This is a genomic window from Bengtsoniella intestinalis, assembly GCF_039719005.1.
GTDB lineage: Bacteria > Bacillota > Clostridia > Oscillospirales > Oscillospiraceae > Oscillibacter > Oscillibacter intestinalis.
In genome coordinates, this window is record NZ_CP133584.1 from 3001505 (window position 1) to 3021494 (window position 19990).

The 19990-nt window shown below is 49.6% G+C and carries 18 protein-coding genes, 1 pseudogene and 1 riboswitch; of the genes and pseudogenes, 5 read left to right on the forward strand and 14 right to left on the reverse strand.

Annotated features, from left to right (window positions below):
- Nucleotides 1-120: 120 nt before the first annotated feature.
- The 11 genes from RFF05_RS14370 to RFF05_RS14420 form a co-directional block, all read right to left on the reverse strand.
- A complete protein-coding gene (locus RFF05_RS14370; protein WP_409967733.1) occupies nucleotides 121-834 on the reverse strand; it encodes a phosphatase in 714 nt (237 codons plus the stop codon).
- Entirely contained in the window at nucleotides 831-1865 is a 1035-nt protein-coding gene (locus tag RFF05_RS14375; RefSeq protein ID WP_409967734.1) for an ABC transporter ATP-binding protein, read from the reverse strand. The genes RFF05_RS14370 and RFF05_RS14375 overlap by 4 nt, the downstream gene beginning before the upstream one ends.
- Nucleotides 1862-3412 carry an ABC transporter permease gene (locus RFF05_RS14380; protein WP_409967735.1) on the reverse strand — a complete coding sequence of 517 codons (1551 nt, stop codon included), beginning with the start codon at nucleotides 3410-3412 and terminating at the stop codon, nucleotides 1862-1864. Before RFF05_RS14380 ends, RFF05_RS14375 begins: the two co-directional genes overlap by 4 nt.
- Before the next feature lie 109 nt (nucleotides 3413-3521).
- Complete coding sequence (locus RFF05_RS14385; RefSeq protein ID WP_409967736.1) at nucleotides 3522-4598, reverse strand: ABC transporter substrate-binding protein; 1077 nt, start codon at nucleotides 4596-4598, stop codon at nucleotides 3522-3524.
- On the reverse strand, nucleotides 4592-5377 hold the full coding sequence (locus RFF05_RS14390; RefSeq protein WP_409967737.1) for a sugar phosphate isomerase/epimerase family protein: 786 nt from the start codon (nucleotides 5375-5377) through the stop codon (nucleotides 4592-4594). Before RFF05_RS14390 ends, RFF05_RS14385 begins: the two co-directional genes overlap by 7 nt.
- Before the next feature lie 500 nt (nucleotides 5378-5877).
- The gene (locus RFF05_RS14395) at nucleotides 5878-7215 is read right to left on the reverse strand and encodes an MATE family efflux transporter (protein ID WP_409967738.1); all 1338 of its coding nucleotides are present in this window, start codon (nucleotides 7213-7215) and stop codon (nucleotides 5878-5880) included.
- A 31-nt stretch (nucleotides 7216-7246) separates the two neighbouring features.
- Nucleotides 7247-8026, reverse strand: coding sequence for an ABC transporter ATP-binding protein (locus tag RFF05_RS14400; RefSeq protein WP_409967739.1), 780 nt, complete (start codon nucleotides 8024-8026; stop codon nucleotides 7247-7249).
- Nucleotides 8014-8802, reverse strand: a complete 789-nt coding sequence (locus RFF05_RS14405) for an ABC transporter ATP-binding protein (protein WP_409967740.1) — start codon at nucleotides 8800-8802, stop codon at nucleotides 8014-8016. The genes RFF05_RS14400 and RFF05_RS14405 overlap by 13 nt, the downstream gene beginning before the upstream one ends.
- 70 nt (nucleotides 8803-8872) lie before the next feature.
- On the reverse strand, nucleotides 8873-10471 hold the full coding sequence (locus tag RFF05_RS14410) for an ABC transporter substrate-binding protein (protein ID WP_409967741.1): 1599 nt from the start codon (nucleotides 10469-10471) through the stop codon (nucleotides 8873-8875).
- 210 nt (nucleotides 10472-10681) lie between these two features.
- Nucleotides 10682-11503 (reverse strand): ABC transporter permease, encoded by an 822-nt coding sequence (locus tag RFF05_RS14415; protein ID WP_409967742.1) that lies wholly within the window; start codon nucleotides 11501-11503, stop codon nucleotides 10682-10684.
- A complete protein-coding gene (locus RFF05_RS14420) occupies nucleotides 11503-12441 on the reverse strand; it encodes an ABC transporter permease (RefSeq protein WP_409967743.1) in 939 nt (312 codons plus the stop codon). The genes RFF05_RS14415 and RFF05_RS14420 overlap by 1 nt, the downstream gene beginning before the upstream one ends.
- A gap of 265 nt (nucleotides 12442-12706) precedes the next feature.
- A riboswitch (cobalamin riboswitch) is annotated at nucleotides 12707-12930 on the reverse strand.
- A gap of 133 nt (nucleotides 12931-13063) precedes the next feature.
- Between RFF05_RS14420 and RFF05_RS14425 the strand changes: the two genes are divergently transcribed.
- The 4 genes and pseudogenes from RFF05_RS14425 (at nucleotide 13064) to RFF05_RS14440 (ending at nucleotide 16400) form a co-directional block, all read left to right on the forward strand.
- A complete protein-coding gene (locus RFF05_RS14425; protein ID WP_409967744.1) occupies nucleotides 13064-13420 on the forward strand; it encodes an ArsR/SmtB family transcription factor in 357 nt (118 codons plus the stop codon).
- 117 nt (nucleotides 13421-13537) lie between these two features.
- Complete coding sequence (locus RFF05_RS14430) at nucleotides 13538-13705, forward strand: hypothetical protein (protein WP_409970121.1); 168 nt, start codon at nucleotides 13538-13540, stop codon at nucleotides 13703-13705.
- A pseudogene (locus tag RFF05_RS14435) lies at nucleotides 13686-14108 on the forward strand (transposase); the annotation flags it as partial. The gene RFF05_RS14430 and the pseudogene RFF05_RS14435, both read left to right, overlap by 20 nt.
- Before the next feature lie 168 nt (nucleotides 14109-14276).
- A complete protein-coding gene (locus tag RFF05_RS14440; protein WP_409967745.1) occupies nucleotides 14277-16400 on the forward strand; it encodes a heavy metal translocating P-type ATPase in 2124 nt (707 codons plus the stop codon).
- 133 nt (nucleotides 16401-16533) lie between these two features.
- On the opposite strand, the gene RFF05_RS14445 is transcribed toward RFF05_RS14440, so the two are convergent.
- From RFF05_RS14445 to RFF05_RS14455, 3 genes are all read right to left on the reverse strand, one after another.
- On the reverse strand, nucleotides 16534-16797 hold the full coding sequence (locus tag RFF05_RS14445) for a hypothetical protein (protein ID WP_409967746.1): 264 nt from the start codon (nucleotides 16795-16797) through the stop codon (nucleotides 16534-16536).
- Nucleotides 16798-16809: 12 nt separating this feature from the next.
- Entirely contained in the window at nucleotides 16810-17094 is a 285-nt protein-coding gene (locus tag RFF05_RS14450) for a hypothetical protein (RefSeq protein WP_409967747.1), read from the reverse strand.
- Between the two features lie 216 nt (nucleotides 17095-17310).
- Complete coding sequence (locus RFF05_RS14455) at nucleotides 17311-17949, reverse strand: helix-turn-helix transcriptional regulator (protein WP_409967748.1); 639 nt, start codon at nucleotides 17947-17949, stop codon at nucleotides 17311-17313.
- Between the two features lie 234 nt (nucleotides 17950-18183).
- Here RFF05_RS14455 and RFF05_RS14460 point away from each other — a divergent pair, with 234 nt between their 5' ends.
- Nucleotides 18184-19968: a sensor histidine kinase gene (locus RFF05_RS14460; protein WP_409967749.1), complete on the forward strand. Its 1785-nt coding sequence runs from the start codon at nucleotides 18184-18186 to the stop codon at nucleotides 19966-19968.
- The last annotated feature ends 22 nt before the right edge of the window (nucleotides 19969-19990 follow it).

Genomic DNA, 19990 nt, shown 5'->3' on the forward strand with positions numbered 1-19990 from the left:
TGTGAAGGCGTTAGATGGACTCTGATACCACAGAGGGAAATAGTAAAATACTACGGTAGAGAGTTTCAAAACTCCCTGCCGTAGTATTTCCCCTATATGAAAAGGCGAATTTCTTAGATGTTATTTTTTGTTTAGCACATAGTCTAGGCCAGAAATATCTGTGTTAACCACCAGAGATTCAGGCACTTCCATCTCATCTAGCAAGGCGCTCATGGCGGTGAAATCCCCCACGTCGAAGCAGAAGTGGGCATCACTGTTGACAATCATTTTGGCGCCATATTCCACGCATTTGCCAATCAGGGTTTTGATGTTTTCCACTCCGTTTTTACGGGCAGACAAAGGATGGAGAGAGGAATTGTTCAGCTCAATTAAGGTGCCAGTGCGGACAGCGGCTTGTACCACTGCGTCGTAGTCCAGAGGGTAGCGAGAGTCGTCAGGGTGCCCGATGACCTTGATGAGCGGATTCTCCATGGCACCGATGATGGCGCTGGTGTTTTGCGCCATGGTGCCAGCTTCAATGCAGTGGGAGTGCATACTGGCAATCATGTAATCCACACGGTCACAAATCAGCTTACTGCAATCGATATTGCCGTCGTAATCTATGATATTGGCTTCTACACCGCAAAAAATCTTCACGCCATAGACTTCCTTGGGGATGACTTTAAAGTTGATGAAGTACATTTCAGACACGGTGCCAGGCATGGCTGGGGCGTGCTCGCTGATGCCATAGGCTTGGAGGCCGTTGTCACGGGCGCATTGGATGTTTTCTAGCAGGGTGCAGTAGGCGTGACCACTCATGGTGGTGTGGGTGTGCAGGTCAAATACTAAGTTCATGCAGCGTCACTCTTTTTCAAATAAATCGTTTGTCCAATTTGGAAGTCCTTGGTCACATCGCCGTAAATGGTGAAGAAATCCCCATTACAATCCACTTTATAGTGAATTTCACGGCCGTTATATTGCTTGTTGGCAATGATGCCTGCAATGCCCATGGCTTCGCCAGTGGCCACGAAATCTTCAGGGCGCACAGGGTAGACCCCAGCTTCGTTGAAGCAGACGGGCAGGTTGGTGGCATCGTATTGGGTTTTGCCATCGTAAGCGGTGAAGGTATTGCCCTCAAACACCCCATGCACCAGATTACATTTGCTAACAAAGGTAGCGGCAAAAATGGTTTGGGGATGTTCGTAAATTTCCTTAGGTGTGCCCATTTGCTCGATTTTGCCATCTTTCATAATGATGATGCGGTCAGCCATGGATAGGGCTTCGCTTTGGTCGTGGGTCACGTAAATAATGGTGGATTTAGTCATGGTGTGGATGTCTTTGATTTCCTTGCGCATGCTGATTTTCAGCTCTGCATCCAAGGCGGACAGGGGTTCATCCATCAACAGCAGTTTGGGCTTGGACACAATGGCACGTGCCAAAGAAACACGCTGTTTTTGACCACCAGACAGCTCCCCGGGCAGACGCTTTTGCAGCAATTCTAGCCCAGTGCTACGGATGGCTTCGTCCACCATGGCTGTTTTTTCAGCGGCACTCAAATGGCTGTGACGCTTGCTTTGCAGGGGGTATTCAATGTGTTCACGGACGGTCATGTGAGGCCACAGGGCGAAGGATTGGAACACCATAGCCAAATCTCGTTCGTTGACAGGCAGGTGGTGATGGTCACGGGTGAACACTTCATCCCCAGAGAGCACTTCCCCTTTGGTGGCTTGGATAAAGCCAGCGATGATGCGCAACAGCGTGGTTTTGCCACAGCCAGAGGGACCCAAAATGGCGATGAATTCCCCATCTTGAATTTCCACAGAAATATCATCCACAGCCACGGCGGTATCGTAAATTTGGGATACGTTTTTGATTGATAAACTCATAGTTTACTCCTAACTTTGTTGCCTGCGTGCAGTAAAATATAGGCAAATAAAATGGTTAATACCATCACCGAGCTTAGGGCGATGGAGGAATTATAATCCCCTGCTTGTTGCAAAGAGAAGATTTTCAGACCAATGGTGGAGGAACCTGCCGCCGCCAAAATGGAGGACAGGCTCAGTTCTGTCATGGCGCTGATGAAAATGAGGAAACTGCTAGAGAGCACTTGCTTGGTCAGTAGGGGAATCAAAATCCGTCCCCACATTTTGCCCTTGCTGATGCCACAGACCAAAGACGCTTCTTCCAAAGAAGCTTCCACGGAGGTGACTGCCACCACACTGCCTTTGACCTGCAAAATCATATAACGGGTCACGTAGGCAATCAGCAGGATTTTACTGGTGCCGTAAATGCCGTTGAACATGGTCCAATGGAAAATCATGCTCAGCGCCACCACGATGCCAGGCACAGCGTAGGTGAAGGCGATGCCTTGCTCGATAAAGCGGATGGTTTTACCGTTATGGCGCACCTTTTGATAGGCCACAGCGGTGCCGATGATGATACAGATAACGCAGGCGCTCAGCGCCAAGGTCATGCTGTTGAGGACAGAGGTGCGGACACTGGCGTTGGTGAACACATAGGCGTAGTTATCAAAGGTAAAGCGTTCGATGAAGGTGTCAGCATAGCCACTTTGCACGCTAGACACCAGCATGGTCACCAAGGGTGCCACATTGATGAGCCCCAACAGCCCCAGCACCAGACATTGAACGCCAAAGCGATGCTTGCCCAAGGGAATGCGGACGGAATAATCTTCCTTCACGCTTTCCATGGCACTGGATTTTTTCACGAACCGACTTTGGAGCACTGTGCCAGACAGGGCAATCACCGACAGCATCACAGACAGGGCGGCGGCTAAGTTGAAAGAAGTGGGGCCAAAGCCGATAACCTTTTCGTAAATGTAAGTACTGAGCACAGGAATGCCTGCGGAGGTGCCCAAAAAGGCAGGCACGGAGAAGTTGTCGATAGACCCTAGAAAGGCCAGAATACCACCGCCGATGATGGAGGGAATGGCCTGCTTCAAGTTGATGTTCAACATGGTGTGTGCCACGCTGTAGCCAGAGGTGAGGGAGGCAAACTCCAAATCACGGGGGATTTTTCGCAAGGTGGTGATGGTCATGAGATACACAATGGGGATGCCACAAATGGACAGAGCCAAAATGATACCCCACATGGAATACACGTTCAGTGCTTCCAAGCCCAAGGCGGTGATGAAGCTGTTGAGGGTGCCTTTGCGAGAGAACACCGTGCTCCAAGACAAGGTGATGATGTAGGAGGGGATCACCGTGGGACAGATGGCTAAGACTTCGATGAGCTTTTTATATTTCACATCGGTATACGCCACCACATAGGCGATGGATGCCCCAAACACTGTGGCAAACAGGGTGGAGGTGATGGAGATTTTCAATGTGTTTTGGATGGCGAGAGTAGTCCGCTCTTGGGCAAAGAGGGTGGCATAGTTGTCCCACCCCAGCTGGTCGCCTACTAAAAAGCTCATGTATAATAGGCGAGCCAAAGGCATAATAAACACGAAGATTATTATGCCCAGAAATACGATGTTTTTCAGTTTTTTCATTATATTTCGGCTCATTCTTTAGTATTTTGTATTAACCAAACAGGACGGAGAATTCTTCTTTGTCGGCTTCTTTGGTGGCTACCAGAGTTTCCATGTCATAGGTCAGGTTGAACAGCTCGTCAGCGGACTTGAAGCCTTCGGGAGCGTCCACACCGTTGCGGATGGGGGTGTAGCCGATTTCAGCAGTGGTTTTTTGGCCTTCTTCAGACAGGATGAAGTCCACAAACAGCTGAGCCAGTTCCACGTTTTGGCTGCCTTCCACAATGGCGATGGGTTCGGTAACGTTCAAAGCGCCTTCTTCAGGGTAGATGAATGCCAGAGGTGCGCCAGCTTCGATTTCACGCAGAGCCATGTATTCCACGATCAAGCCCACAGATTGTTCGCCGTTGAGCACAGCGGTTTGCACAGAGCCGTTGCCAGTGCCAACCACAACGCCGTTGTCTTTCAGGTCGGAGAAGTAGTCCCAACCAAAGCCTTCGGTGCGCAACAGAACGCCCAGATTATACGCGGCGGCACCAGAGTACAAGGGGCTGGGCATAATCACTTCGCCAGCGAAAGAAGGGTCGGTCAAATCAGCCAAAGCGGTGATGGGAGTAGCGTCCAAGTCCACCAAATCGGTGTTGACCATGATGCCAGTGGCGATGATTTTGGTGCCAGTGTAGGTGTTGTCAGCATCGTAGTAAGAGGGGTCGATGCCATCCAGTTCAGGAGACGCATAGCTCATCAGCAGGCCTTCGGATTTCAGGCCTTCAAAGGTGCTGGCGTCAGAGACCAACAGCACGTCAGCTTGCACGCTGTTCACTTGCACTTCGGCCATCAGCTTGCTGATGACTTCTTCGGTGCCACTGCGGAACACGTTGACGGTCACGTCGGGGTAGATGGCGTTGAAGGCTTCAATCAAAGCTTGGGCATCGGTTTCAGGTTGAGAGGTGTACAAGGTGAATGCACCCTTGTAGGAGATTTCTTCTGCCACAGTTTCGGTGGTGGTAGTAGAAGTGGAGGCAGTGCTGGTGGTGGTTTCGGTGGTTGTGGTTTCGGTGCTGCTACAGCCCACAGCAGACAGTGCCATCACGGCAGACAGAGCCAAAAGGGTGATTTTTTTCAACATGATTTTTTCTCCAATTTTCTAATATAATGTACAGTTTCGTCTAAGAGACTATATTCGGGACCTTTGTCTAAGCCTTCCACGCTGAGGGGGACGCCATAGGACAAAAGCTTGAATAACAAGGTGTGGAAATCAAAATCTCCATGGTAGAGGGGGGTGTGCAATTTTGTGCCCACTTTGTTTGAGATGTGGATTTTAGAAACATGGTCAATGGTGTCCATATATGTGAGCAGTTCTTCCTCATCGGTGCAGTGGGCGGTGTCCACGGTATATTCCAGTTGGTGGTATAGATCGCCCACCACGTCTTTGAGCTCTAAGTCAGAGGTAATTAGCTCCTTGGGGATTTTTTCCATAATCTCCAGTGACAGCGCCACGCCCCGTTCTTTTCCGTAAAGGTGCAAGACACGGATGCCATCGTAGGCCAGCTGTTTCACCTGAGGGTCTAAGCTGGTGATGGTGTGGCGTGGGGGGTGGACGGTGACTTCTTTGGCACCTAGCATCACGGCTAAGTCGAAGCTTTTCTTTATTTCATCTAAAGAAGTTTGGCGGATGGCAGCATTCAAAGAGGCAAAATTCAAATCCCAGCTTTTGCTGTGGATCACGGTGGTGATGCCATGGGCTTGGGCTAGGATTTTATATTGGGTAGGGTCAATAGAAGTGGCCTCCACTTGCTCTGCCCATAGTTCTACGTGTTTGATGCCGTGGTGGTTCCACTTGGCAAAGAGTTCTTCTGCGTCGCAGCCCCAAAGCAGGGTGGAGGAGAAGAAAAGTTCATCAATCATCTACATACCTCATTTCCAAGTGGTATTCTATCAAGACAACATGAAATGTAATACCTATGTTGTTGCAAATGTATGTAAAATGAAACTCCCACCATGGTGTATGGTAGGAGTTTTCGTGTTTTTTGTGGTTTTTAAGGTTGATTTTGTTGCGTTCAGACCAAATGGTCAAGATGATGCCTTGAAAAATATAGTAAAATCGCCTGTGGTGTAAATTTAGCAGAGCAGGTCATTTGTCAAATGGGTGTAAAATCATGGACACGGTTTTTAAAAAAGCGTAAATTGAAAAGAAAATATGGGGGGCAGATTTTATTGCGTTTAATCCCAATCACCGCAATTCTGGGCTACGCCAACGTTGGCGCAGTCCAGAATTGCAGAGCAATTTCAATTTGTCCGTCTGGGAAATAGAATGCCTTCTCAACATATAAACCTTCTTTTCAGTAACGTAGGAAAAAATCATGTACCATCGTGACATTTACGACGGTACATGATTCTAAAGGTATTTATGGTTGCAACTGCTCTACCAATTTTAGCTCTTTTTTGTAGTACACGGTGAACACCACGGACATCAGTAGGGAGCACACGGGGTAGCACAATCCCAACATCAAAATGGTGGGGTTCAGGGGTAAAATCACATAAACCCACACAAATCGCAAGCCTACCACCCCGATGAGAGACAGCCACATGGGTCCCATGGACTTGCCAAAGCCACGAATGGCGGTGGAGTACATCCGTTGGGGGATGCCCAACAGGTACATGGGCAAAATCACCCACATCACCTGCACGCCCACGGCCACAACGTCTGCTTCTGTGGTGAACAGGCTGAGCAGTTGATGGCTAAAGAGCAAGAACACAGCCGTGACCACAGCCATCATGATGTAACTGATGATCATGATTTGGCGCATGGCCTCTTTCATGCGGCCGATTTTGCCTGCACCCAAGTTTTGCCCAATGAAGGGGGTGACGGCACTGGAGAGGGAGGTGAGGAACACGTCAGCAATGCTGTCGATTTTCAAGTAAGCACCCCAACCAGCCACGGTGACGGTGTGGAAGGTGTTCACTGCACTTTGCACCGCCATGTTAGACAGGCTGAACATCATGCTTTGCACCCCAGAGGGGATGCCCATGGCCGCCACTTCTTTCAGCAAGGTGCCGTCCAAATGGAAGCGATAGGTGGCGGTGCCCTTCAGGGTATCTTTCAGAATTTTCGCCAAAATCACGGCACTGACAGCTTGAGAAATCACGGTGGCCAGCGCCACACCCATAACCCCCCAGCTGAGCACCAAGGCGAACAGCACGTCTAGCACGATGTTCAGCACAGAGCAAAATGCCAGCACATACAAAGGACGCTTGGCATCGCCCAAGGCACGCAATACCCCTGCCAAGGTGTTGTAAATCACGCAAAACACCATGCCAGCCATGTAGGTGTTCATGTAGGCTTGGGCATAGGCCATGGTGTCTTCTGGGGTGCCCATCATGTTCAGATAGGGCACGGCAAAGACAATGCACAAGCCAGAGAGTACCAACCCCATGGTGCCAAACAGTACCAAACCGTTGGCGATGACCCCTTTTAAGGTGAGGAAATCTTTTTTGCCGAAGTATCGAGAGGCATAGACGGTGATGCCCACGGAAACCCCTAAAAAGAAGTTGGTAATCAGCACAATCAGCTTAGAAGCGGAGCCAGACACGGCGGCAAATTCCAAATACCCCAGTCCACGTCCCACCACAATGGCATCCACGATGGAGTAGAAATGTTGGAAGAAAGAGCCAGCCACAATGGGGATGAAAAAGAGAAGAACTTGCTTATAAATGACCCCTTGGGTCATGTCTTGGGTTTTCATATAGTAAATGTATATCCTTTAAAGTTTATCGTTACGCAGGGGCGTGCTTCACGGAAAACACAGCGTCCATTAGGCTTTGGGTGTAGGGGGTCACCTGTCCGCTGACCAAGTCTTTGGCAGGCAACACCTCCACCACTTGGGCGTTTTGCATCACGCAGACACGGTGGGCAAAATGGCGCACCAGACCGATGTCATGGCAGATGAACAGCAAGGTGATTTGCTTTTCTGCTTGGATTTGGTTCAGCAGTTCAATGACCTGTTGTTGGACGCATACGTCCAAGGCAGAGGTGGCTTCGTCTAAAATAATCAGCTTGGGATTCAGCGCCAAGGAGCGGGCAATGCCCACACGCTGACGCTGACCGCCACTCATGCTGTGGGGGTATTTGTCGGCAAAGTCGGCGTCTAAGCCCACCTGTGCCAGAAGTTCGATGGCTTTTTCTTTCGCTTGAGACTTGGCAATCACCTTGAAATTCAGCAGTGGCTCGCAGATGATATCTTTCACCTTCATCCGAGGGGAAAAGGCATCACCGGGGTCTTGGAACACCATTTGGATGTTGCGCCGCATCTGCCGTTTGGCTTCCCCTTTCAGGGTAGTGATGTCGGTGCCCTCCATGAGAATTTCCCCAGAGTCTACTGGGTTAATCATGGCAATCAGATTGGCAAGGGTGCTTTTCCCACTGCCGCTTTCCCCCACAATGGCATAGGTTTCCCCAGCATTGACGGTGATGGAAATGTCTTTGTTTGCCACCAAGGTAGAACCGTCGTCATTGGTGAAGGTTTTGTTGACGTTTTTGATTTCTAACAATGCCATCGGTCGGTTGCCTCCAATTCTGGTACAGTGTCTAGGAGTTGCTTGGTGTAGGGGTGTTGAGGATTGTGGACAATGTCATAGGACGTGCCCTGTTCCACCACTTCGCCGTTTTGCATGACGAAAATACGGTCTGCCATGTGGACAGCCACACCAAGATTGTGGGTGACGATGACAATGGACATTTGGTGCTTGTCACGCAGTTCCATCATTTCATCCACAATCAGCTTTTGGGTAGTGGCATCCAGTGCAGAGGTGGGCTCGTCTGCCAACAGCACCTTGGGGTTGAAGGTCATGGCCATGGCAACCCCCACCCGTTGGCGCATACCGCCACTGAGTTGGAAGGGGAAGGAATCCATCACACGGTCGGGGTCTTGCAGGTTGGTGCTCAGGAGCATTTCCTTGGCTTTTGCCACCGCTTCTGCCTTGGTCATAGAGGAATGGATGCGGATATACTCCACAAATTGCCCCTTGATTTTGGCAATGGGGTTGAGCATGGCGCCAGAGTCTTGGAAAATCATAGCAATTTTCTTGCCACGGATGTCTCGCCATTGCTCTGCTGTCTTGTCCAGCAGTGACTCCCCATCAAGACACACGGAGCCACTGTCAATGCGCCCTTCGTGGGACAACAGGGAAAACATGGCACGGATGGCGGTGCTTTTCCCACTGCCACTTTCCCCCACCAAGGCTACAATTTCCCCTTGGTTCATCTTTAAGGTAAAATTTTTCAACACAGCTTGGTCTAAATAAGAAACGCTGAGATTGTCAACGCTGAACATGGAATCCTCCTCATCTGTTTCTAAACAGGGGCAAGAACCAGTCTTGCCCCTGTTTGGGAATGTCATGTGTTTAGTTTGCAGGCTTGGTGTCTTTGGTGACCCAGTAGTAGTCACTGGTGGAAGCAACCACATCGGTGACGTTTTCAGTGTAGCACACGTTGGAGCCATAGAAGCCCCAGACCATGGTGGCCGCATCGTCAATGAGGATTTGTTGCAAATCACCGATGATGTCTACACGTTCGTCGGTGTCAACGGTGGCGCGGAGGGTTTGGTACAGGGCATCGTATTCAGCGTTGCTATAGTCAGAATAGTTGCCGTCTGCGCCGTACCAACGACCCAAGAATTGTTGGGGATCGCCAGTGGGCAGGGTCACTTCGGAGTTGACGATGATGTCAAAGTCCTTGTTGTAGAGAATTTCAAAGTGACCATCGGTGGGGGTCAGGTTCACGTCAACACCAATGGCTTCAATCAGAGCCATGTGGGCTTGGGGAATCACGTCCATGTAGCGGAAGTTAGAAGCCACATAGTTCAAGGTAATCTTTTCGCCATCCAGTTCACGCCAGCCGTCGCCATCGGTGTCCACAATGCCAGCATCATCCAGAAGCGCCATAGCGGCATCGGGGTCGTAGTCATAGGGGAACACCAATTCGCTACCGCCAAAGGCATAGCTGGTGGGCACCACAGAGTAGTCATACACATAGGAGCCAGAGGAGGTGACTTCTGCAATGGCAGGGCCGTCAATGGCCATCAGAACAGCTTGACGCAGGGTTTGGTTACCCAGAGGGCCATCTTGGTTGAAGTAGGAGTTACCAATACGGCTACCAGCGGCGATTTCAACGCTGATGCCAGACGCTTCCAAGGTGGTGCGGTCGGCTTGGGTGATGTTGAAGGACAAATCAGCACTGCCGTCCATCAAAGCCAGCGCACGGGTTTTGGCATCAGAGATGTACACAGCGTTGATGACATCGTAATGCACGTCGCCATCCCAGTAGTTTTCATTGGCGGCCAGTTCCAGAATGTTGGCTTTTTCATAGTGGGTGACCACGTAAGGGCCAGTGCCGATGGGGCCTTCCACTTGCAAATCACGGTCTTCAATGCCATCGGTGTCCACGATGCACATCCAAGGATAGCCCATGCAACCCAGCATATCAATGATGGGGGAGTCGGAGGTGATGGTGACGGTGTAGGCCTCGTCGTCAGCTTCGATGCTGGTGTAGGTGAAATACGCTTGGGGATAGCCCTTACCGCCGTTGTCCACATCGGTGACCGTGTACAGGTATTCGATGGAGTCTTTCACCTTGGTGGCAGTCATGGGGGTGCCGTTGGAGAAGCACACGTCTTCACGGAGTTTAAACGTCCAGACAGTGGCCTCGTCGTTGGATTCCCAGCTTTCAGCCAGCCAAGGTTCCAAGCTACCGTCTTGGGCGAAACGAGTCAGGGTTTCAGTGACACCGTAACGCACGTCAGTCCAGCTGTTCCAGTCGTAGGTGTGATCCAAACCTTCGCCGATGATTTCTGCGGCAATGTTCAAGATGACAGCACCATCCGTGGCGGTGGTGGTGCTAGTGGTGGTGCTTTCAGTGCTGTCGCTAGAGCTAGAGCAAGCGACTAGGCTGGCCATGGTTGCCAGAGACAGCAACAGAGCCAGCGCTTTTTTTGCTTTGGTCATGAAAAATGTTCTCCTTTAGATTCTTATAATACTAAACACACAGTGTTATAGTTTTTATCTCAATTATACTTAACGAGACCCAAACGCTCACACCTGCTGTAGGGGCGGGGTTCCATCCCCGCCCGTCGTCAGAAGATACTGGTATCCTATCAAGCGGGAGGGGGCCCCTCCCCTACTACGGTGTCTAAATGCGACTTGCATTGTAGTTTCTTAGTTGGTTGCGTTTTTAGGGTCAAGCACATCTCGGACGGTGTCGCCAAAGATGTTGAAGGCGGTGATGACAATGAAAATCGCCACACCGGGGAAAATCACCAGCCAAGGCGCCGTTTCTAAATACGCCCGCCCTTCGCTGAGCATGGCACCCCATTCTGGGGTTTCCACGCTGATACCCAAGCCCAAAAAGGACAAGGACGCAAAGGACAGCAATACGGTGCCGATGTCCATGGCGGCAGTGATGAGCATAGTGGGCATGGTTTCTGGCAACAGATAGCGCCACATGATGTAGCTATCCTTGGAGCCTGTCACCTTGGCGGCCTTGAAAAAGTCACGGTTGCGTGTTTTGATGACAATGCCACGGGACAAACGGGCATATTTCACCCAACCGATAGAGGCCAGTGTGATAAAAGCGTTTAGCGTGCCACGGCCTAAAATGCCAGCGATGGCAAGGGCCAAAATCATTTCAGGGAAGGCCAGCATCACACTGGAAATACCAGTGAGCATGGCGTCCAATCTGCCACCGAAATAGCCACTGATGATGCCGATGAACGACCCACCAATCATGGTAATCAGCACCAGAGACAGGGAGATGGAAATAGAAGTGCGCACACCGTAAACCACACGGGAAAACAGGTCACGCCCCAACAAATCCGTACCCATCCAATGGTCGCGACTGGGGGGCAGCAATGCCTCACGCAAAGAAGCGGTCAGAGGGTCATGGGTGGCAATGTAAGGGGCAAAGACACCAATTAAGGTGACGATGCCCAGAAAGATTAAAATGGCGATGAAAGAGCGTTTGGTTGTGTTTTTGTTCATCACATCGCCCTCCAGTTCCGTGTGCGAGGGTCTGCAATGCGGTAGAGCCCGTCCACGATTTGATTCACAAGCAGATACACAATGGCAATCCACAGCACCAACCCTTGAATCAAGGGGTAATCACGGGCGTTGACCGCCTGCACCACCAGATTGCCAAGGCCGGGGTAAGAGAAGATAATTTCCACCACGGCGGCACCGCCCAATAGGGAGCCCACGGAAATGCCCAGCAAAGCCAGCATGGGTAATAGAGAGTTGGGGAACACGTACTTCCACAGGATGTTCCACTCGCTGACCCCACGGGCTCTGGCACCTAGCACATAGTCTTGGTGCAGTTCTTCTAGCATGGTGGTGCGGACTTGACGGCAATATTTTGACGCCATGGGCACCGCCAAGGCAATGGCAGGCAGGATGATGCGGTCGAAGGTGAAGCTGGTGTACATGACGGGGAGCCAATCTAGCCAAATGGCGAACAGGTAAAACAGGAAAATACCCACGCAAAAGCTAGGCACAGAAATGCCAGCAAAGGCGCTGAAGCAAACGATTTTATCAACCAGCTTGCCTTTGTGGGTGGCGCTGTAAACCCCCAAGGGGATGGCCACCGCCAACATCATCACCAAGGACATTACGGTGAGATAGACGGTGGGTTTCATGTGGCTGACAATCAAGTCGATGACCAGTTCGTTTTTCAAAAACGACGTGCCCAAGTCCCCTTGGAGCACCCCAGAGAGCCAGTCCCAATATTGGGCGCCCAGAGATTGGTTCAGCCCCATCATCTCTTCCGCCAGCGCCAGTTGTTCCTCGGTGGGGACAATGCCCTGTGCTTGGAACATGGCCATGGCAGGGCTACTGCCTGCCAAATAGGTCAGCATAAACGTCACAACGCTCACGCCCAGCAGGAGCAATATAATATGTAAGATTTTTTGAATCCATGCAGTCATAGAACGTGCTCCTTCGTTTGGTGAGTGTTTTTTAGATGTCACAGTTGTTAGTATATACTAACAACTGTGACAGTATAGCAGGGAATGCCTGCAAACGCAACCATAAATTTGAGAATCGCTTTCAAATTCGAGGCACTGCTTGGTAGAGTTTCACAAAGAAATACGTGCAAACAGCGTGTGAACGGCAAAAAGGTAGCAGTGGAAACCCACTGCTACCTGCTTTTTTGTCATAAGTCACCAAAAATTAACACATATTAACCCTTGGAACACGCTATGCAATCTAAGCAGGTCTTCTGACTCACACGCTTGCCCAACTTAATGGGCTAGATTTGCTCTGCCTTCTCAGGATGATATCCCAATGACTGGCTTTTGCCAACGAGCAAATCCACGTGCTTACAGCGGCTTTCGCCGTTTGTGGATTTCACACAATTCCCTATTCTCCTAATGGCAATCACCCTTGCCACAGGCACTTGATATTACGGTAATACTACCAAAATTCTACAGTTTTGTCAATGGTACAGTTTATCCAAAACTGGTGCGTAATAGTGCCCTGTCTTGACAAAGTGCTTGGCATTTTATATAATCAGATTATGAAAATAATTCCCCAAAGGAGGGTTTTGCCATGGACACACCAACAGAAACCTGTTGCCAGCACCATTTAGAACACAACCCCACGGCCAGAGTGAAGGCACTGTTGCCACAAGATGAAGATTTGCTGGATTTGGCTGATTTATTTAAGCTTTTTAGCGACGGTACCAGAGTGAAAATCCTCTACGCCCTGTTGGAATCCGAGCTGTGCGTGTGCGATTTGGCTGAGGTACTGAACATGACCCAATCTGCCATCTCTCACCAACTGCGCACCTTGCGCTCTGGCAAAATGGTGAAGTTTCGCCGTGGCGGCAGTACCATTTATTACTCACTGGCAGACGACCACATTTTCCGCATCTTGGAACAAGGCATGACCCATGTAAAAGAATGACAGCTATAAAAACGTAGGGAACTGTACCGACCCCAAAAGTTAGACCTAAAAATCTAACGATTGGGGGTCGGTATTTTCATGGCAAAATACAGTTTTGAATTTAAGAAGCAAGTAATCATGGCATACGAAAACCAGGAAGGCGGATATGAATCTTTAGCGAAGAAATATGGTATACCATCACTAACCACAGTAAAAACCTGGCACAAGTCATACAAAGAGTTTGCTGATGATGGACTGGTTCGCTCCAGAGAAAACAAAAGCTATCCTTTCGATAGATACCACTGAGTTTAAGTATTACACATTTGACGGCAACGGTAAATTGATAACGAAAAAGTTATATTTAGATCCATTCTTGGATATGTTCAACGGCGAAATTTTAAGCTATAGCATTACCAAAACACCATCGGCGGAAGGCATTATGGCTGCGTTAAATGAGGCCATCGAGGTCACCAGCGACTGCAAATTCAGAAGAACTTTTCACTCGGACAGAGGCTGGGCATACCAAATGAAACGCTATTCTAGGACGCTGAAAGAGAACCGCATCTTCCAAAGCATGTCTCGGAAAGGCAACTGTCTGGACAACTCTGTGATGGAAAATTTCTTTGATTATTACAATAACAAGCGTACAAAGCAAAAACTAGGCTACTTCAGTCCTGTAGAATACAGACTGAAGTATCTTGCTGCATAAAAATAACGTAGCAGCCGCAGCTGCTACGTTATCAAGTCTAACTTATTGGGGTCACTACAAATGGTCTTGACCATTCCCTGCATTTTTTTGAAGATTTTTCTTGACAGGGAGATTCCTTCGTGATAATATCAGCACATGAACACTTGCTCATATAGGAGGATTTATAGAATGCCAACGCCCATGCCCACGCAAGTCACCACCACCCTGTTCACCCTAGAAAATCTAGGCTGTGCCCACTGTGCCGCCAAGATGGAAGAGAGAATCCGCACCATCAATGGCGTGGACGATGCTTCCATCACCTTTGCCACCAAACAGCTCCGTGTCACCGCTCCCAACGCTGTGGCTCTGCTTCCAGAATTGCAAGCTATTTGCACCGCCATCGAGCCTGATGTAAAAGTGGTGCCACCTGCCAAAGAAAAGGTCACCGCGCCTGCTAAAGTTGACCATAAGAAGCCTTTGGTGTTCATTGGTTTGGGCGCTGTGCTCTTTGCAATCGCCTTGCTGTTGGGTCATTTCATGCCTCAAGTTACCAGTCTACTTCCCACCGCTTTGTTCGCCGTCGCCTATATCATTTTGGGCTGGCGTGTCCTCCGCAATGCGGTGAAAAATGTCCTGCGTGGGCAGATGTTAGACGAAAACTTCCTCATGTCCATCGCCACCATTGGTGCCATTGTTTTGGGCGAATATAGCGAAGCCGTGGGCGTGATGCTGTTCTATCGCATTGGCGAATATTGCGAAGAACAGGCGGTCAACCGCAGTCGCGCGCAGATTACCGAAGCCGTTGACCTGCGTCCCGACGTGGTCAGCGTGGTCAGCAGCAACGGTCAAACCGTGGAACTTCCTGCCGAAGACGTGACCGTTGGGCAATCCATCCAAGTCCGTGTGGGCGACCGCATCCCTCTGGACGGTGTGATTTTGACAGGTGAAAGCCGTTTGGACACTGCCGCCATCACTGGCGAACCTGTGCCTGTCAGCGTCACCGTGGGCGATGCCATCCACTCTGGGTGCATCAATCTTTCTGGTGTGCTGACTATGCGTGTGACCCATGTGCTAGACGAGTCCATGGTCTCTCGCATTCTCCGTGCCGTGGAAGATGCGGCGGCGAGTAAACCGAAAATCGAGCGTGTGCTGACCAAGTTTGCCCACGTTTACACCCCCACCGTGGTGGCCATTGCCGTGTTGACCGCCCTCATCCCCAGTTTCATCACTGGCAACTGGAGCCACTGGGTGCACACGGCGCTGACCTTCTTGGTCATCTCCTGCCCTTGCGCTTTGGTGCTCTCTGTGCCTCTGGCCTTCTTCTCTGGCATTGGTGCTGGGTCTAAGAAGGGGATTTTATTCAAAAGCGGTGCCTCTTTAGAAGCCTTGCACGACATCAAATGCGTGGCCATGGACAAAACTGGCACCTTGACCTTGGGCAACTTTGTGGTGCAAGACATCACCGCTGAAACCGGCATGGACGCTGACACCTTGCTGTCCATCACCGCCAGCGCAGAAGCCCATTCCACCCATCCCATCGCTGTCAGCATCGTCACTGCTGCCAAGGAAAAGGGCTTGTCTCTGGTGGCACCCACCGCTTTGGAAGAAAAGGCTGGCATGGGCATTGTTGCTACCTTTGAGGGCAAAACCGTCCTCTGTGGCAACGAAAAACTGATGGCTGACCAAGCCATCACCATGCCCACCCAACAAACCGCTATCGGCTCTGTGGTCTACGTGGCGGTGAACGGTGCTTACGCTGGGAGTATCCGTGTGGCAGACACCATCAAACCCGAAGCCACTGCCACCATTTCTGCCCTGAAAAACCGTGGGCTGACCACCGCCATGATGACCGGCGACAACTTGCAAACCGCAGAGCTTACCGCCCAAACCTTGGGCTTGGATGATGTGCGAGGCAACCTGCTCCCCACCGACAAGGTGGATGGCTTGCTGGAACTGCGTGAAAAACACGGTGCCATTTTGTACATCGGCGACGGCATCAACGATGCCCCCGTGTTGGCAGGTGCTGACGTGGGCGGTGCCATGGGCAGTGGTGCCGATGCCGCCATCGAAGTGGCTGACGTGGTGTTCATGACCTCTGATTTGTCCACCGTGGACAATGCCATTGACATTGCCAACAAAACCCACACCATCGTCCGTGTGAATATTTTCTTTGCCTTGTTTGTAAAGATTTTGGTGATGGTTTTGGGCATCACTGGCATCTATTCCTCCATGTGGCTTGCCATTTTCGCCGACGTAGGCGTGGCACTGCTCTGCGTGCTGAACGCCGTGCAAGTGCTGTATCGCAAACAATAACATACATATACGAAGGCATGGGTGCAACGATTACGTGCATCAACTGCTCTGTCAGCTGACCAGATGTAGAATATTTGTATTTGCACAAAAACAGGCAAGGCTTTTCTCAAAGAAAAGCCTTGCCTGTTTTTAATTATAGCAACCAAATCAACAGCCCCAGTAGGAGCAGTATCACAGCGGCCAGATATTCTTTCTTTTTCACAAAGCCAAACAAGTCATTGCTCCAGCGTGCGAACAGCAAGCCGTTGGCGAAAAACACCATCCCGACGCCCACCATGGCCACGCCATAGGGCAAGTCTACCCCCAAGTGAGCCGTTGCCAGATAATAGACCACAATCAGCCCCAGCCCACCCATACTCAGCACCCACATGGCTGTATCAAATCGTAAAAATTTCATATTGTTTCTCCTTTAAGGTGTTTGGTTGACCAGTTCTACCACGAACCACATAATTGGAAAGGCGAAGATGATGATGAGATTGGCGAAAGCAAGCATGAATTTTTTGTGATATGCCGATAGTCCAAGCCCAACAAGCCCTAACACGGGGCAATAATAGAGCGTCAATATGCCATCGATTCTGGCGCCACCCATACTGTTGGCCAAGAGCTCAGCAGGCAACCCCACCGAAAAAATCATGAACAGACAGCCCAGAGCAAGTGTGGCAAATGAAAAATTCATTAGATTGTTCGATTTCATGCTAAGTCCTCCATTACAACAGTCGTTGTTTCTCTCATTTTCTCGTGTTCCCCAGTGCCATAAGGCCTAAAACCAGAAATGCAACGGGTAGCCAAAGTGACCGATGACCATGCCCAGACACAGCGGAATCAACAGCAGATAATGCTTTCTTGATTTCATAAGCCACCTCCAATTTTCTCCAGTATAACAAAATAAACTAGACACCTTGTGTCTAGTTTATTTTTCATTTCCATATTCTTTATAGGTGAGATAACTACCATCAAAAACTTGGTCTGTGACGATGAAACTGACGATGTCATCAATTTTTATCAGCCGATAGTCCCCAGCGTGGGCAAAGAGATAGAGGCCGTCTGGCTTGTAAACATAGCCAAGACACACCACAGCTTCCACCCCATCCACCGTGGCGTATTGCTTGAAATCCAAACATTGGTTGATGGATAGGAACACATCTTGGTCGAAGTGGGCTGGCGCATCGTACAAATCCAAATGGAAATACTGCTCCACGTTGCTTTGAAACAAATGGGTCAATTGAGGAGAAATCAGGGATAGTTTTTTCAAAATCTCCTCATTTTGGGGATTGGCGGTGAAGGTTTTGGCGATGTGGAGGGCGGTGATCATGTGGGCAATATCCTCTGGGGTGAAAAAGGAGGTGGAGAAGGTATAGTTCTCGTCCAGATACACCCCACCGCCCACGCCCTGTTGGCAGTAGACGGGGATGCCACTGGCGGAGAGACGGTCGATGTCACGCTCAATGGTTTTGGTGCTGACCTCAAAATGATGGGCAAGCTGACCATAGGTGGACTTTTTCTTTTGCAGCAAGTAAACCAGTAACTCTAATTGCCTGTTTTTCACCATGACACCCCGTTTCGTTTTTACCAACAGTATACTATAAAACTGGGGATATAACAAGGGGGAAGCGTATTTGCCACAGGCGTGACGCGGGTCACAGGGTGATAGGTTTTAGGCGCTATTTTACTAAAATGGAGAAATAATGCAAATATCATCTTGCATTACAGCGTGAAAGTAGTATACTATTTAAGAAAGCAATCGTCGGAACAGATACATCAAAAGAGGGTGGGGGTGCGTCCTTTGAATCTAATTGAGCAGTCATGGCGAACATGGTGGAAAATCGGCAGAGGCGTTGCCGTGGTGGCCATTATCATCGTAGCCGTCGTGTGGGTTTGTAGTTCCCCTCGTGTTTCATCTGCTGAAGAGACATTTCAAACGGAGTTTTTTCACAGTGGTTGGTCGCAACAGGTGGGCGACACGCAAATCCCACTGGACGACATACAAGATTATATTCCCGTTGGCGTGGGCGAATCCTTGATTTTTACCTGCACACTGCCAGAATTCGGAGACGGACAGGTGTTCCTCTTTTATACTGTGGACAAGGAAGTGCGCTGTTATGTTGACGGCGAACTCATTCAAAATTTCACCATGCAAGAGGGGTATACCATTTTGGATACCCCTGGCAGTGCATGGAATCAAGTGGATTTGGATTGCAGCATGAGCGGCAAATCCTGCACCCTTGTCTTCACCTCGCCACTGGGGGATTACAGTTCCTTATGCAGCATCCATTTCATAGAAAATCAGTATGTCAACAATGTGCGACTGCACTGTTTTTGGCAGGATGCCGCTTCCGCCTGTGTCCTTTTCTTGGTCTTGGTCATTATCATTTTGGTCGCATTTTTCACACAACAACCATATCGTAAACGCTATCTCCTATCCCTTGCCCAGTACTTCCTCGTTGTGCTGGGGTGGATATTGGCGGAGTTAAATGCCTATGATTTGATTTTTTTCAGACCAGTTGGGTCATACTTGCTTGGGGAAATTTTCAGACGGCTCATTCCGCTGGCCTTGTTGTATTTGACCAAAAACAGCACCCAATATTATTGGCACCCCAAAGTGTTTAAACTGCTCCGCATTGTGGCATGGGGGAATTTCTTCATACCACTGGCCCTTCAATTTACATTGGGAGTTTCACTTCTGGAGCTACGGACGGTTCACACTGGCGTCGCTATGCTGGTGAATATTGTGCTTTTGCTGATTGCAGGCGAGAAGCTCCTCCATTTCAAAGCGTTACAATACAAAGAATATCCCTGTTTGGCGATTCCTATTTTAATTATCTTCAGCAGTGTGGACCATGCAATTTCTTACTTAAACACAGCATATTATCCCTTCTCAGGTATTTGGACGGGTATAGGCGCCATTGTATTTGGGGTTGTAACCTTTGCGATATTGACGCATATCAATTCTAAAATGGAGCAAGAAAAAGAGAGTCTGGCGCAGAACTGCCGTGATTTAGAAAATGCAACGTTGGGTAAACAATTAGAGGCTCATTTTATCTTCAATGTGCTCAATACCATCAGTGCGTACTGTAAAACGGATCCAAAGGAAGCAGATAGGGGCATTGTTGCATTCGCCTCTTACCTTCGCACATATCTACACCTGATCAAGCAGACGGACAACATTCCGTTTCGGCAAGAAGTGTGTTTGGTGAAGGAGTACCTCACCATGCAACAAATGCGGTTTGGTGATGAATTGAAGTTCCAGTTTGACACGGAGTATCTTGATTTTGATATCCCAGCCTTTAGTGTCTATACCCTCGTGGAAAACGCAGTGATTCACGGCATTAGAAAGCAAAACAACGGTGGTATGATAACCATATCCACTGTGAAAACAGGGGGGGTTATACTGGTGACCATTGCAGATACTGGCGCTGGGTTTGACACCACGCTCCCCATAAAAGAAACCTCGGTGGGTGTGCGTAATACAAAAAATCGCTTGGCGCTTATGAACAATGCCACGCTCAATATCGAAAGTGACATAGGGTGTGGAACAACGGTTACCGTGACGATTCCAAGTGAACTCTGATTCAAAGTTAGAGGCTGTACAA

Bases quoted from the DNA above. Each gene is read 5' to 3' on its own strand.
- RFF05_RS14430 (WP_409970121.1), top strand. From the start codon at position 13,538: ATGGCATACGAAAACCAGGAAGGCGGATATGAATCTTTAGCGAAGAAA.
- RFF05_RS14375 (WP_409967734.1), bottom strand. From the start codon at position 1,865: ATGAGTTTATCAATCAAAAACGTATCCCAAATTTACGATACCGCCGTG.
- RFF05_RS14400 (WP_409967739.1), bottom strand. From the start codon at position 8,026: ATGGCATTGTTAGAAATCAAAAACGTCAACAAAACCTTCACCAATGAC.
- RFF05_RS14440 (WP_409967745.1), top strand. From the start codon at position 14,277: ATGCCAACGCCCATGCCCACGCAAGTCACCACCACCCTGTTCACCCTA.
- RFF05_RS14385 (WP_409967736.1), bottom strand. From the start codon at position 4,598: ATGTTGAAAAAAATCACCCTTTTGGCTCTGTCTGCCGTGATGGCACTG.
- RFF05_RS14425 (WP_409967744.1), top strand. From the start codon at position 13,064: ATGGACACACCAACAGAAACCTGTTGCCAGCACCATTTAGAACACAAC.
- RFF05_RS14445 (WP_409967746.1), bottom strand. From the start codon at position 16,797: ATGAAATTTTTACGATTTGATACAGCCATGTGGGTGCTGAGTATGGGT.
- RFF05_RS14390 (WP_409967737.1), bottom strand. From the start codon at position 5,377: ATGATTGATGAACTTTTCTTCTCCTCCACCCTGCTTTGGGGCTGCGAC.
- RFF05_RS14450 (WP_409967747.1), bottom strand. From the start codon at position 17,094: ATGAAATCGAACAATCTAATGAATTTTTCATTTGCCACACTTGCTCTG.
- RFF05_RS14370 (WP_409967733.1), bottom strand. From the start codon at position 834: ATGAACTTAGTATTTGACCTGCACACCCACACCACCATGAGTGGTCAC.
- RFF05_RS14380 (WP_409967735.1), bottom strand. From the start codon at position 3,412: ATGAGCTTTTTAGTAGGCGACCAGCTGGGGTGGGACAACTATGCCACC.
- RFF05_RS14455 (WP_409967748.1), bottom strand. From the start codon at position 17,949: ATGGTGAAAAACAGGCAATTAGAGTTACTGGTTTACTTGCTGCAAAAG.
- RFF05_RS14415 (WP_409967742.1), bottom strand. From the start codon at position 11,503: ATGAACAAAAACACAACCAAACGCTCTTTCATCGCCATTTTAATCTTT.
- RFF05_RS14405 (WP_409967740.1), bottom strand. From the start codon at position 8,802: ATGTTCAGCGTTGACAATCTCAGCGTTTCTTATTTAGACCAAGCTGTG.
- RFF05_RS14410 (WP_409967741.1), bottom strand. From the start codon at position 10,471: ATGACCAAAGCAAAAAAAGCGCTGGCTCTGTTGCTGTCTCTGGCAACC.
- RFF05_RS14395 (WP_409967738.1), bottom strand. From the start codon at position 7,215: ATGAAAACCCAAGACATGACCCAAGGGGTCATTTATAAGCAAGTTCTT.
- RFF05_RS14420 (WP_409967743.1), bottom strand. From the start codon at position 12,441: ATGACTGCATGGATTCAAAAAATCTTACATATTATATTGCTCCTGCTG.